At 67.6% G+C, this 13,288-nt stretch carries 12 protein-coding genes; 8 read left to right on the forward strand and 4 right to left on the reverse strand.

Annotated features, from left to right (window positions below; all coding sequences use genetic code 11):
• Window positions 1-37: 37 nt before the first annotated feature.
• Genes AZH51_RS15770 through AZH51_RS15785 form a run of 4 tightly spaced genes read left to right on the forward strand, consistent with a single transcriptional unit; the run spans window position 38 to window position 4,636 of the window.
• Window positions 38-502: a (2Fe-2S)-binding protein gene (locus tag AZH51_RS15770; protein WP_291525804.1), complete on the forward strand. Its 465-nt coding sequence runs from the start codon at window positions 38-40 to the stop codon at window positions 500-502.
• Window positions 499-2,994 carry a xanthine dehydrogenase family protein molybdopterin-binding subunit gene (locus AZH51_RS15775; protein WP_291525805.1) on the forward strand — a complete coding sequence of 832 codons (2,496 nt, stop codon included), beginning with the start codon at window positions 499-501 and terminating at the stop codon, window positions 2,992-2,994. The genes AZH51_RS15770 and AZH51_RS15775 overlap by 4 nt, the downstream gene beginning before the upstream one ends.
• Window positions 2,991-3,845 (forward strand): xanthine dehydrogenase family protein subunit M, encoded by an 855-nt coding sequence (locus tag AZH51_RS15780; protein WP_291525806.1) that lies wholly within the window; start codon window positions 2,991-2,993, stop codon window positions 3,843-3,845. The genes AZH51_RS15775 and AZH51_RS15780 overlap by 4 nt, the downstream gene beginning before the upstream one ends.
• On the forward strand, window positions 3,845-4,636 hold the full coding sequence (locus AZH51_RS15785; RefSeq protein ID WP_291525807.1) for an SRPBCC family protein: 792 nt from the start codon (window positions 3,845-3,847) through the stop codon (window positions 4,634-4,636). Before AZH51_RS15780 ends, AZH51_RS15785 begins: the two co-directional genes overlap by 1 nt.
• 13 nt (window positions 4,637-4,649) lie before the next feature.
• Here the strand turns inward: AZH51_RS15785 and AZH51_RS15790 are convergent, their stop codons facing one another.
• Entirely contained in the window at window positions 4,650-4,916 is a 267-nt protein-coding gene (locus AZH51_RS15790; protein ID WP_291525808.1) for a hypothetical protein, read from the reverse strand.
• Between the two features lie 23 nt (window positions 4,917-4,939).
• On the opposite strand from AZH51_RS15790, the gene AZH51_RS15795 reads away from it, so the two are divergent.
• The gene (locus tag AZH51_RS15795; RefSeq protein WP_291525809.1) at window positions 4,940-5,275 is read left to right on the forward strand and encodes an aldo/keto reductase; all 336 of its coding nucleotides are present in this window, start codon (window positions 4,940-4,942) and stop codon (window positions 5,273-5,275) included.
• A gap of 27 nt (window positions 5,276-5,302) precedes the next feature.
• On the opposite strand, the gene AZH51_RS15800 is transcribed toward AZH51_RS15795, so the two are convergent.
• From AZH51_RS15800 to AZH51_RS15810, 3 genes are all read right to left on the reverse strand, one after another.
• Window positions 5,303-6,913, reverse strand: a complete 1,611-nt coding sequence (locus AZH51_RS15800; protein WP_291525810.1) for a glycosyltransferase family 39 protein — start codon at window positions 6,911-6,913, stop codon at window positions 5,303-5,305.
• Between the two features lie 70 nt (window positions 6,914-6,983).
• A complete protein-coding gene (locus AZH51_RS15805) occupies window positions 6,984-8,558 on the reverse strand; it encodes a hypothetical protein (RefSeq protein ID WP_291525811.1) in 1,575 nt (524 codons plus the stop codon).
• Window positions 8,555-9,457: an ABC transporter ATP-binding protein gene (locus tag AZH51_RS15810; RefSeq protein WP_291525812.1), complete on the reverse strand. Its 903-nt coding sequence runs from the start codon at window positions 9,455-9,457 to the stop codon at window positions 8,555-8,557. The genes AZH51_RS15805 and AZH51_RS15810 overlap by 4 nt, the downstream gene beginning before the upstream one ends.
• Window positions 9,458-9,612: 155 nt before the next feature.
• Here AZH51_RS15810 and AZH51_RS15815 point away from each other — a divergent pair, with 155 nt between their 5' ends.
• The 3 genes from AZH51_RS15815 (at window position 9,613) to lysS (ending at window position 13,100) form a co-directional block, all read left to right on the forward strand.
• Window positions 9,613-9,912 (forward strand): hypothetical protein, encoded by a 300-nt coding sequence (locus tag AZH51_RS15815; protein ID WP_291525813.1) that lies wholly within the window; start codon window positions 9,613-9,615, stop codon window positions 9,910-9,912.
• 165 nt (window positions 9,913-10,077) lie between these two features.
• The gene (locus AZH51_RS15820; protein ID WP_291525814.1) at window positions 10,078-11,382 is read left to right on the forward strand and encodes an adenylosuccinate synthase; all 1,305 of its coding nucleotides are present in this window, start codon (window positions 10,078-10,080) and stop codon (window positions 11,380-11,382) included.
• A complete protein-coding gene (gene lysS / locus AZH51_RS15825; protein ID WP_291525815.1) occupies window positions 11,379-13,100 on the forward strand; it encodes a lysine--tRNA ligase in 1,722 nt (573 codons plus the stop codon). Before AZH51_RS15820 ends, lysS begins: the two co-directional genes overlap by 4 nt.
• Window positions 13,101-13,288 lie beyond the last annotated feature (188 nt).

Here is a 13,288-nt window from a genome sequence, read left to right on the forward strand (position 1 = left end):
GTGTGACGAGCACCACACTCGTTGTCTGAGGAGAGCCATGACCCGGATCAGTCTGACCGTCGATGGGGCGAAGGTCTCCGACGACGTCGAACCCCGCACCCTGTTGGTGCACTACCTACGCGAGAAGCTGGGCAAGACCGGCACCGTGATCGGCTGTGACACCAGCAACTGCGGGGCCTGCACGGTTCACCTGAACGGCACCAGCGTCAAGTCGTGCAACGTGCTGGCGGTGCAGGCCGACGGGGGTGAGGTCACGACCATCGAGGGCTTGGCCAAGGACGGCGAACTGCACCCCGTGCAGGCCGCGTTCCGGGAGTGCCACGGTCTGCAGTGCGGCTACTGCACGCCGGGCATGATCATGCAGAGTGTCGCTCTGCTGCAAGAGAATCCGGACCCCTCCGAGGAGGAGATCCGCCTCGGGCTGGAGGGCAACCTGTGCCGGTGCACGGGCTATCACAACATCGTGCGAGCGGTGAAGGAAGCGGCGGGAGCGCAGTCATGACCGTCACCGAAGAGCGTCCCGCGGAGGCCGTTGACCGGGAGATCGGTAAGGAGCGCCGCCGCAAGGAGGACCAGCGCCTGATCACCGGCCGCACCCGGTGGACCGACAACCTGGTCCTGCCCGGGATGTTGCACCTGGCGATGGTGCGCAGCCCGTTCGCGCACGCGACCATCACCAGCATCGACACGTCGGCCGCTGCCGAGGCGCCGAATGTCGTTGCGGTGCTGAGCGGTAAGGACTTCGGCGAGGAACTCGGCGTGTGCATCAACGCCTGGCCGATCACGCCCGACCAGAAGACGCCGAACCATTCGCCGATGCCCGCGGACCGGGTGGCGTTCGCAGGGGAGATCGTGGCGGTCGTTGTTGCCCGCAGTGCCGCCGAGGCACGTGACGCTGCCGAGCTCGTTGACGTCGAATACGACGAGCTACCAGCGGCGCTCGACCTCAAGGACGCGGCGGCCGACACGACCTTGGCGCATCCCGACCTCGGCACCAACAAGTCGGCCTTGTGGGTCTTCGACTCCGCCGAGGCCGGCACGGGCGGCGACGTCGAAGAAGCCATCACCAAGGCACGCACTGACGGTGTCGTCATCGAGCGCGAGTTCCGCCAACAGCGACTGATCCCGGCGTTCATGGAGCCGCGGTCGGTGGTTGTGGACCCCACGGGGGAGCAGCTGACGATGTGGTCGGCCACCCAGATCCCGCACATCCTGCGGTTCGCGCTCGCGGCCACGACCGGCGTACCCGAATCCAAGATCCGGGTCATCGCCCCGGACGTGGGCGGCGGTTTCGGCGGCAAGCTGCAGGCCACTCCGGAGGAGTGGATCACCTGGGCCATCGCCCGGCGCCTGGGCAAGCCGATCAAGTACACCGAGACCCGGTCCGAGTCGCTGATCAGCGCTCACCACGGCCGCGACCAGTGGCAGAAGCTCACGCTGTCGGCGACCAAGGACGGCACGGTCACCGGACTCAAGGTGGAGTTGCTGGCCGACCTGGGCGCGTACGTCGCGCTGGTGGGTGGCGGTGTGCCCGTCCTGGGTGCGTTCATGTTCAACGCGATCTACAAGTTCCCCGCCTACCACTTCGCCTGCCAGACGGTCCTCACCAACAAGACGTGGACGGACGCCTACCGCGGCGCCGGTCGCCCGGAGGCCACGTTCGGCATCGAGCGGATGATGGACGAACTCGCCGCTGAGCTGGGTGTCGACCCGTTGGAGGTCCGGGACAAGAACTGGATCAAGCACGAGGAGTTCCCGTTCACCACCGTGGCCGGGCTCGAATACGACTCGGGCAACTACGAGGCGGCCACAGCCAAGGCCACCGAGATGTTCGGGTACGACGACCTGCGCGCCGAGCAGAAGGAGCGCCGGGAGCGGGGCGACAGGGTGCAACTCGGCATCGGCGTCTCGACGTTCACGGAGATGTGTGGTCTGGCGCCCTCCCGGGTGCTCGGCAGCCTGGACTACGGCGCCGGCGGCTGGGAGTACGCCTCGGTGCGGATGCTGGCCACCGGCAAGGTCGAGGTCACGACCGGGGCGTCGGCCCACGGTCAGGGTCACGAGACGGCGTTCAGCCAGATCGTGGCCGACCGTCTGGGGGTCGCCTTCGAGGACGTCGAGATCCTGCACGGTGACACCGCGGTCGCGCACAAGGGCTTGGACACCTACGGCTCCCGGTCGTTGGCGGTCGGGGGCGAGGCGTTGGTCCGCGCTGCCGACAAGGTTATCGAGAAGGCGAAACCCGTTGCGGCACATCTGCTTGAGGCCTCGGTGGATGACATCGAGTTCGACCAGGGCCGGTTCTCCGTGCGGGGCACCGACCAGGGTCTGGCGATCGGAGAGGTGGCGGGTGCGGTCTTCGCCGCGCACAACCTGCCCGACGGTATGGAGCCGAGCCTGGACTCCGACGCGACGTTCGACCCGACGAACTTCTCCTTCCCGCATGGCACCCACCTGTGCGCGATGGAGATCGACACCGAGACCGGTGCCCTGAAGATGCGTAAGTACGTCTGCGTCGACGACATCGGCAACATCATCAACCCGTTGATCGTGGCCGGTCAGATCCACGGCGGTCTGGTCCAAGGCATCGCCCAGGCGCTCTGGGAGGAGGCGGTCTACGACGACTCCGGCACCCTGGTGTCCGGTTCGTTCGTGGACTACCTGCTGCCGACCGCCGCCGACACGATCAGCTTCGACATCGACCACACCGTGTCTCCGGCGACGTCAGTCACGTTGGGAGTCAAGGGCGTTGGCGAGGCTGGCACGATCGCCTCCACCCCTGCCGTGGTCAACGCCGTGGTCGATGCCCTGCGCCCGTACGGCGTCTCGGACATCCAGATGCCCTGCACCCCTGAGCGGGTCTGGAAGGCGATCCAGAACGGCGGCGGCGCCAAAGCCACCGAAGGCGCGGCCATGCCGCACTTCGAAGGTGACGGCGCAGCGGGTAATCAGGAAGTTCCCGGCCAGAGCAGCACGGAAGGAGCGGGCGCATGATCCCCGCAGCGTTCGACTACGTAGCACCAACCTCGGTCGAAGATGCCCTGGCGGCGCTGGCCGAGCACGGTGACGACGCCAAGATCATCGCGGGCGGGCAGAGCCTGTTGCCGGTGCTTCGCATGCGGCTCAACGCACCCGAGATGATCATCGACCTGGGCAAGATCGACTCGCTGCGCGGCGTACGCGAGGACGGCGATGCCATCGTGATCGGCGCGATGACCCCGCACTCGGTGGTCGGATCCGATCCGTTGGTGGCGCAGCACGCGGCGTTGATCAGCAAAGCGGTCGAGCACCTTGCGGATGCACAGGTCCGCCACCGCGGGACGTTCGGCGGCGCACTCGCCCACGCCGATCCCGCCGGTGACCTGGGTGCGCCGGTAATCGCCCTGGGTGGCCAGTTCGTCATCCAGGGGCCAGGCGGCACCCGCACGGTCGAGGCTGACGACTTCTTCGTCGACCTCTTCGAGACCGCGATCGGTGAGGACGAAATCCTCACGGAGGTAAGGATTCCCAAGCACACCGGGTGGGGCGCGCACTACGAGAAGTTCGTGCGCGTCGCCCACCAGTGGCCGATCGTGGCCGTGGCTGCTGCGGTCCGCGCGGAGGGCGGCACGGTCGCTGAAGCGCGCGTCGGGCTCACCAACATGGGGTCCACCCCGATCCGGGCGCGCGGCGTCGAGGAAGCGCTGGTCGGTGCGGAAGCCACTGAGGACGGCGTTCGCGCAGCGGCCGAGCGGGCCACCGAGGGCACGAACCCGCCGAGTGACCTCAACGGCGACGCGGACTACCGCCGGCACCTGGCCCAGGTGCTCACCCGACGCGCGGTCCTGGCAGCGGCAGGAGTCTGATGGATCTCACCCACCGGTTCACGGTCCCGACCGGGATCGACCAGACCTGGGCGCACTTCCAGGACATCGCTTCGGTGGCCCAGTGCTTCCCCGGCGCCTCCGTGACGTCGGTCGATGGTGACTCCTTCGCCGGTTCGGTCAAGGTCAAACTCGGACCGATTGCGTTGGTGTACAACGGTTCTGGCACTTTCGTGGAGAAGGACGACACCGCCCACCGGTTCGTCGTCGATGCAAAAGGTAAGGACAAACGCGGCAACGGTACGGCCGGCGCGAAGGTCACCTTGACGATGGCCTCCGCCGACGGTGGCGCGACTGACGTGGAAGTGGTCACCGACCTGGCGATCACCGGCAAACCGGCACAGTTCGGCCGCGGTGTCATGCAGGACGTCTCCGACAAATTGCTCGGTCAGTTCGTCGCGTGCCTGGAGCAGCGGCTGTCGGCCGAGTCGGCGCAGGAACTGCCGGCGCAGGAGCCGTCGTCAGTGCCGAAATCCTCCGAGCCGGACGACCAGGAGCAGACACCGGTTCCTGCCGAACCGCCGGTGTCGAGTGCAGCCAATGTGGGTACCGACGAAGCAGCCCCACCCGCGCCGGCGCCGGATTCGACGACAGCCTCGACTGCGCCGAGAGGAACCACTGAGCCGTTGCGCCCGGTAGAGGCCGACTCCGACGACGCGCTCGATCTGGGCACCGCCGTGCTGCCGGTTCTGTTGAAGAGTTACTGGAAGCAGCTCGCCGGAGCCGGCGCGGTGCTCGCTGCGGTGGTGTGGTTGACCAGGCGTCACCGATAGAACACGCGGTGGGTCATCCGGCCCGCAGTCCGGCCAGGAGCAGCCGGACCATCCGCTCGGCCCGCTCGGACTGCGCGCCCCCGGGGCCCTGGCACAGGTTGACGACGGCGCTGAGGAATTCGTTGGGGTCGACGGCGGCGATGGGCTCACCTGCGGCCCTGGCCGACGTCAGGAGCTGATCGAGTGTGGGCACGAGGGTCGTTGAAAACGCCTGTGCCAGCGACTCGTACGCCGTATCGCCCGAATGCAGGGCAGCCGCGAGTCCCTGTTTGGTGGCCACGAACTGGGTCCACCAGAACCGGAATGTCGCACTTCCGGGACGAGCGACGCCTCGCCGCTGTGGAGCAGCTCGTCGCGCTGGCCGACGACGTCGGTATCAAGCTCAGCCACCTCGCGATGGCGTTCGCCATCGCTCATCCCGCCGTTACCTCGGCGATCGCCGGGCCGCGGACCATGGCACAACTCGAGGACACGCTGGCCGGAGCCGACGTCGTCCTCACCGACGAGATCATGGACCGCATCGACACGATCGTGCCGCCCGGGGAGAGCATCGGGGCAATGGACATGGTCTACCGGGGGCCCGAAGTGGCTGACGCGACCATGCGTCGCCGTCCACAAGTCCAGCGGTCGGCTGGGTAAGCGGTGGTCAGGGCCGGGATCGGGCTGCTAGCCAGCCGGCGTGGGAGCGACCATCCGGTCGTCTTCCGCAGCGCGACGTCTGGCCCGCCGGCCGCCCGGCACGCCGGTCGCGGATCGGGTGAACACCGGCCAGAACGTCATGGCGATGGCGACGAAAATGGGGATATGGCCGGTCAAGTAGCGCGCCCGGCCCTGGAACACCTGCACGAAGAGTCCGATGGCGAGCACGTTCAACAGGAAGAGCAACTGGTCACTCGTCACCCGGCCGACCAGCCATTGACGAGCCATCAGTAGCAGGAGGAGCCACCACACGGCCTGGGCCAGGGCGATGCGCTGGAACCACAGGGACCCTGAGGGGGAGTTCCACGCAGTGACAACGCTGGCACCCGGGCCGGTGACGAGCGGGAGCGCCTTGGAGTCCTGCCCCTCGCCGTACGCGAACAGCATTCCGTCACCCCAGGTGAAGCTGGCCTTGTCGAACTCGAAGGCGACCATCCCGGAAAGCCCACGCTCTTCGAACCGCTCGGCGATGTAGTTCTTGGAGAACTCGACTTGTTCGGCGGTTGGTTTGTTGAACGTTTTGGAGTTCACCTCCCGGCTGAAGCCCCCGTAGTGCACGACGCCATCGTCGGTCTCGATGCTCACTCCGGCCGCGACGTACTGCCATGGGGTGGTCACGATCGCGGGGTTCAGGTTCAGCGACGGGGACAGTCGTGCGGCAACGGACTGGGTCAGCATGGCACCGGCGCTCGTACCAATGACCAGCATCGCCAGACAGGCCACAACGCGCAGGGGATCACGGCGGCGCACGAGGTAGACCCCGATGAACCAGATCGCGGCCGCGCCGACCCCGACGATGGGCGTGGTCTTCAAGTCGTAGCCGAAACCCAGGATGGCGGCGCCGCCGAAGGCCCATCCAGAGGCGGTGGCCCAGTTGGCGGCATCCCGGGCGCGCAGGAAGAACCACACCGCCCAGATCGGGGTCCATAGTCCGGGGATGTCGGTGTAGGCGATCGCCATGGCGGGGTTGATGCCCACGATGGCGGTCAGCAGAACCATCGCCGCGACAGCGGCGCCCGCGCCGCGCACCCGGCGCACGACCAGGTAGAGGCCCACCAGGGTTACTGCGAAGGCGACGATGTTGAAAAGCAGGAACACCCCGCCGAACGACAGGTCGGTGTTACGCGACACTCCCACGGCCAGTCGCGCAAAGCCCAGGTACAGCAGATTGTTGGGGTACCGGGACATGTAGTCGTGGTAGTACGTCGTGACCCGGGGGCTGTCCTGCGCGATCAACTCGATCAGCTTGGAGTCCCAGGTCGTGAAGTAATAGGTGGTGTGGCCGACGACCGCGGCCACCAGGCAGCAGAGCACTCCGACCGGGAGGGCCAACCGGTCCCAGCGCGCCCGCCGTACGCGCCACATCCGGTCTTGAACCACCGGCAGATGGGCGGCCGCGACCATGCCAAGCAGCACGACGAGTACGCCGAGTGCCCAGCCCCGGGAGTAGTCGAAGGTCGCGAAGCGCGGGTTGATGATCGTGACGAACACCAACCCGAGCATCCCCAGGCCGCACAGGCGCATGAAGACGGTCGCGGCGACGCGGGTCGGGGCGACCGAGTGTTGGGGCACAGCCACGTGGGCCATTGTGGGGCACTGCGCTCAGATTTGTGGGGATGCGGGCCTTGGCGTTCGGGCGGGGTGCGGATCAGGAGGGGATATCCCGACGGTCGAATGCTGCGACAGCAACTGCCGCGAGGACGGCCGCCAGCAGGGTCATCACGACCAGCGGGGTCCAGGTGATCGGGACCTGAGGCACCTTCGGGGTGTGGGTGAAGGGCGACAGATCCAGCGCCCAGCCGGGCAGACCGAAGGCCACCCCGAGTTCGCCGACCAGGAACGCGAGCGCCGCGACTACCCAGCCGGCGGCGGTCCACGCCGGACGAACGCCCAACAACAGCAGAGCGATCGAGAAGATCAGCCAGGCTGCCGGTGCCTGGACCAGCATGGCCCGCAGGACGTCGGAGGCGGTCAGATGGGTCCGACCCAACCACGCCACGCCCACCGCAGCGATCAGCAGGAGCACGACAGTGCCGATCAGTCCGATCGCGATGACCGTCAGCATCCAGGTCCGGCGGGCGCGACCGGTCGACAGGGCCAGTTCCAACTGTCCCCGCGTCTCCCAGCGCCGCAGGTCGGCCACCAGGGACACCAGCCAGAAGGCGATCGCGGCGCTGAAGAAGGCCGCCATCGCGGCTAGGAACGCCCCCGTCAGGGCGCCCGGGCCACCGAGTCTGCGCAGATACTCCTGGAACTGCGGCGGCATCCCGGAGGTGTCGGCCACCGAGGAGACCAGCGAGCCCACGATCAGAGCGAAGACCAGGATGCCGATCGACCAGCCGGTGAAGGTGCGCCACTGTGCCTGCCACAGGACGGCGGGTACCGATCGCAAGCCGTGGGAGGAGGCGGGTCCGGGCCGTGGCGCGATGACCCCGCTGCCCAGATCGCGGCGCTCGCGCAGAATGACCGCCAGCACCACGGATGCCACGCCCGCCACCACACACCACAGCAGACCCCACCAGGAGGGATCGCCATACGGGTCCATGGTCTGCACCCAGCCGATCGGGTTGGTCCAACGCAACCACGAGACCGAGTCGTTGGTGTCCGCGGCGCCGCGCAGCAGGTAGCCGCCGAGCACGAGCGCTGAGGTGATCGAGGAGACCTGTCGTGCGGTCGTGGCCACCTGGGCCACCAGCAACGTGACGCCGGCGACGGCCACTCCGACACCGACGTACTGCGCCATCTGCACCAGCACCTGATGCCCGGTCGCGCCGTAGCCCAGGAAGGGCAGCGCGGTCACCAGGGCGGTCAGCACGGTCAACGCGGCGGCGACCGCGATGGCGGCAACCAGGGGCGACAGCCGCCCGACGGCCGCCGAACCGGCCAGTTCCAGCTGGCCCGATTCCTCCTCGCGCCGGGTGTGCCGGTTGACCGTGAAGGCGATGAGGACGCCGAAGGCCGTCAGCATGAAGAGCCCGATGCGCCACGACGTGGTACTGGCAACTGTCTCAATGTGATCCAGCGGTCCGAGCATCAGCTTGAGCGCCGGGTTGCCGGCCAACGACTGTTGCATGTCGCGCCGGTCGGCGACGGTGCCGGCCAGGTCGGAGAGTTGTTTCAACGTGGCGAGGTAGGTCAGCGCGAAGACGACGACCGAGATCGGCAACCAGCGGATCTCCTGGTGGAAGGCGAGGCGGGTCAACCGCCGGGAGTTCTCGATCACGGCTCGTGCTGGTCGTACTGGCTCAGGAAGAGTTGCTCCAACGTCGGGGGTTCGACGACCAGCTGCCGGGCGCCGTACTGCGCCAGCACCGCCACGGCCGCCGTCGCCGTCGCATCGTCCACGGTGAAGTGCACCTTGGTGTCATCGACGCTCAGGTCCGAGACGCCGTCCACTGCCGATAACCCCTCACGTACGCCGATCGCGTCCTTCACGACCGCCGAGACTCCCGAGCGGGTCACGTGCCGCAACTGCGACAAGGCTCCGGTCAGGACCGTCTTGCCGCGACGGATGATCGTGACGTCGTCGCACAGGTCCTGCACCTGGCCGAGGATGTGGCTGGACAACAACACGGTGGTCCCACGCTCGCGGGCGGCCCGGATCTGCTCCTGGAAGCGGGCCTCCATCAACGGATCGAGGCCGGAGGTGGGTTCGTCCAGGATCAGCAGTTCCACATCGGCAGCCAGGGCTGCGACCAGCGCGACCTTCTGCCGGTTGCCCTTGGAGTAGGTGCCGGACCGTTTGGTGGGGTCGAGTTCGAAGACCTCCAGCAGTTCGTCGCGGCGGGTCGCTCCACGGACATCGCGCAGCCCCAGGAGCAGGTCGATGCATTGGCCACCGGTGAGGTGGTTCCAGAGCGTCACGTCACCGGGCACATAGGCCAGGCGTCGGTGCAGAGCCACCGCATCGGCGTACGGGTCAGCGCCGAAGAGCCGGGCGGTGCCGCCGTCGCGCCGGTAGAGACCGAGCAGTATCCGGATCGTGGTCGACTTGCCCGCGCCGTTCGGTCCGAGGAAGCCGGCGATCGTGCCCGCCGGAACGCTCAGGTCGAGCCCGTCGAGAGCCGCGAACGAACCGAAGTGTTTGGTGAGTCCGGAGATCTCGATCACGGGATCGGCCATGCGTCCATCCAACACCCCGCCGACCCCCATGGAACCTCCATGTGGTGGCTATCGAGTTCCTGTGGGACCCCCCGGTTCGCTGGCATGGGCCGCGGTCAGGTGGGTGGATGGAGGTAGGCGCCAGTCCAGGCGCTGATCACACAGTGAGGTGTTTCATGACCGATCAGACGACGAGTGACGAGCAGACCGGCGACGCCGCCGAGCAGCCGCAGGGCGAGGGTGTCCCGCAGCGTCCCGAGGGCTTCCCGCCCGGACCGCCCCCCGGTGGTTTCGGCGAGCACGGCCCGGGTCACGGCCACGGCCACGGTCCGGGTCACGGCGGACCGCCGCCCGGCTGGGAGGACCAACGGGACGAGCAGCCGGGTGCCGGTGAAGCCGCCGATGATGCAGCGGCCGGTGCTCAAGCGGGCCTCGATGCCGCGACCGGTGCGCAGGAGGAGGGCACGCTCACCTGAGCGGCCGCTAACTGCGACCGGGTTCGGTCACGGATTGTCGGTTGAAACGCGGCAGATCGGCCATCCGTGACCGAACCCGACGCCAGCCAGGCAAGCGATTCCGGGCCGGGCCGCCGCGACCGATAAACTCGCAGGTGGCCCACCGATTACTACAGAGGATTCACCATGCCTGCGATCGTTCTTGTCGGCGCCCAATGGGGGGATGAAGGCAAGGGCAAGGCGACCGACCTGCTCGGGGACCGCATCGACTACGTCGTGAAGTTCAACGGCGGCAACAACGCCGGGCACACCGTCGTCATCGAGCAGCCGGACGGCAGCCGCGAGAAGTACGCCCTGCACCTGCTGCCCAGCGGCATCCTCACCGAAGGCGTCGTCCCGGTCATCGCCAACGGGGTTGTCATCGACCTCGGTGTGCTCTTCGAGGAGATCGACGGCCTCGAAGCGCGGGGCATCGACACCTCCGCCCTGAAGGTCAGCGCCAACGCGCACATCATCGCCAGCTACAACAAGACCCTCGACAAGGTCACCGAGCGCTTCCTGGGCTCCCGCAAGATCGGCACCACCGGCCGCGGTATCGGCCCGACCTACGCCGACAAGATGAACCGCGTCGGCATCCGCGTCCAGGACCTCTTCGACGAGTCGATCCTGCGGCAGAAGGTGGAGGCAGCCCTCGACATCAAGAACCACCTGCTGGTGAAGGTCTACAACCGCCGCGCCGTCGCCGTCGACGAGGTGGTCGAGGACCTCTTGCAGTACGTCGATCGGTTGCGTCCCATGGTCGTGGACACCTCCCTGCTGCTGGACACCGCGCTCACCAACGGTGAGACCGTCCTCTGCGAGGCCGGCCAGGCCACCTTGCTGGACGTCGACCACGGCACCTACCCGTTCGTCACCTCCTCCAACGCGATCAGCGCGGGTGCGTGCACCGGCGCCGGCATTCCGCCCACGCGCGTCGACCGGGTCATTGCGATCTTCAAGGCCTACACGACCCGCGTGGGGGAGGGCCCGTTCCCCACCGAGTTGCACGATGACAAGGGCGAGTTCCTGCGCAAGCAGGGCGCGGAGTTCGGCACCACCACCGGTCGCCCCCGTCGCTGCGGCTGGGTCGACACCGTGATCGGCCGCTACGCGACCCGCATCAACGGCGTCACCGACTTCGTCCTCACCAAGCTCGACGTCCTCACCGGCCTGGAGACGGTCCCGGTCTGTGTGGCCTACGACGTCGACGGCGTCCGCCACGACGAGATCCCGGTGAGCCAGTCCGACTTCCACCACGCCACTCCTATTTACGAGGAGTTGCCGGGCTGGTTCGAGGACATCTCCGGCTGCCGCAGCTACGAGGAACTGCCCGCGAACTGCCGCGCCTACGTGGAGTTCGTCGAGGAGCGCATCGGTGCCCGGATCTCGGTGATCGGTGTCGGCCCCGGCCGCGAAGAGGTCATCGTGCGGCACGACTTGCTGGGTGCATGATGCTCGACGACTGGGTCTCCCGCCTGGCCGACGAGGTCATCGCCGACGCGCGGCGCCGTGACGTCAAGATCGTCTGTGCGTCCGGTATCTCGCCCTCCGGCCCGATCCACCTGGGCAACCTGCGTGAGGTCATCACCCCGCACCTGGTCGCCGACGAGATCGCCCGCCGCGGTATCGAGGTCGAGCACATCATCAGCTGGGACGACTACGACCGTTTCCGCAAGGTGCCCAATTTCCCCGGAGTGGACCAGTCCTGGGCGCAGTACATCGGTCAGCCGCTGACCGCCGTACCTGCTCCGCCTGGTTCCCCGCACGAGTCCTGGGCCGCGCACTTCCGCGCCCAGTGCGAGGAGGCGCTCGCGGCGATGGGCATCACCTACCGCGGGATCAGCCAGACGCAGCAGTACACCTCCGGCGCCTACATCGACCAGGTGATCTTCGCGATGGGGCATCGCGACCAGATCGACAAGGTTCTGGACCAGCACCGCACGCTGCCCAAGACCGCCGATGAGGACGAGGACGCCGACGAGGCGGCCGCCCGCGAGGGTTCGGGCGCAGCAGCCGAGGAGGCCGGTTACTACCCGTACAAGCCGTACTGCACCGTCTGCAACACCGACTTCACGACGGTCACCGCCTACGACGATGCGACCGCGCAGCTCAGCTATCACTGCGACCACTGCGGGCACGACGAGACCGTCGACCTGCACACCTTCACGCACGGCAAGCTGGTGTGGAAGGTGGACTGGCCGATGCGCTGGGCGTACGAAGGGGTGGTCTTCGAGCCGTCCGGCGTTGACCACCAAAGCCCGGGATCGTCGTACGCCGTGGGGTTGGAGTTGGCGCCGATCTTCGGCTGGCAGCGCCCCATCGGCCCGATGTATGCCTTCGTCGGCATCAAGGGGATGGCCAAGATGTCCTCCTCCAAGGGCGGGGTGCCGACCCCGTCGGACGCCCTGGAGATCATGGAGCCGGCGGTCCTGCGCTGGCTCTACGCCCGGCGCAAGCCCAACCAATCGTTCACAGTCTCGTTCGATGCGGACCTGCAGCGCACGTACGACGAGTGGGACGCCCTGGCGCGCAAGGTCCAGGCCGGCACGGGGCAGGCGGGCGACGTCGCGTCCTACACGCGGGCCAGTTCGACCGCGGCCGGGCCGCTGCCGGTGACCGAGTACCCGGTGTCCTACCGCACGCTCGCCTCGATCGTGGACATCACGACCGGTGACGAGGAGCAGGTGCTACGGATCGTGCAGCAGCTCGATCCGTCCTCGCCGGTCCCCTCGGTGGCGGCCCTGCGGCCGCGCCTCACCTGTGTCGAGCACTGGGTGGCGACGCAGATGCCCGAGCAGGACAAGACCGTGGTGCGTACGGCGCGCTCGTCCCGTGAGCTCACTCAGGAGGAGAGCCGGGCGATCGCCCTACTGCTCGATGGGGGCTCCGGGTTGGGTCCGATCGATGCCGACTGGACGTTGGCCGGGCTGACCCACCAGGTGTACGGCGTGCCGAAGGTCCTGCGGGGGATGGATCCGGCTGCCATCGTGAAGGGCGACAAGGAGTTGGCCGCGGCCCAGCGCAGCTTCTTCAAGCTGCTTTACGACGTGTTGATCGACAAGGACACCGGTCCGCGACTGCCGACTTTGCTGTTGGCGCTCGGGCCGCAGACGGTGCGCGAACTGCTGGATTACGGGGTTTCTCGCCCCTCGGGCGGCACCCCGGAGTAGGTCCACCGAAATTGTCCACGGGCACCTGCTTGACGAGATACCGATCGGTAGGCCACAGTGTGACGTGCGCAACACCTACGGGTCCGTAAGTTGAGAAACTTTCTGTTCCGTAACCGTTGGTAGAAGCCCGCAAGGCGGCTAAGGTGTAACGCAGTTCACATACCCGGAAGCCTGGATGGAGATAACCC

Source organism: Branchiibius sp. NY16-3462-2, from assembly GCF_001594145.1.
Classification (GTDB): domain Bacteria; phylum Actinomycetota; class Actinomycetes; order Actinomycetales; family Dermatophilaceae; genus Branchiibius.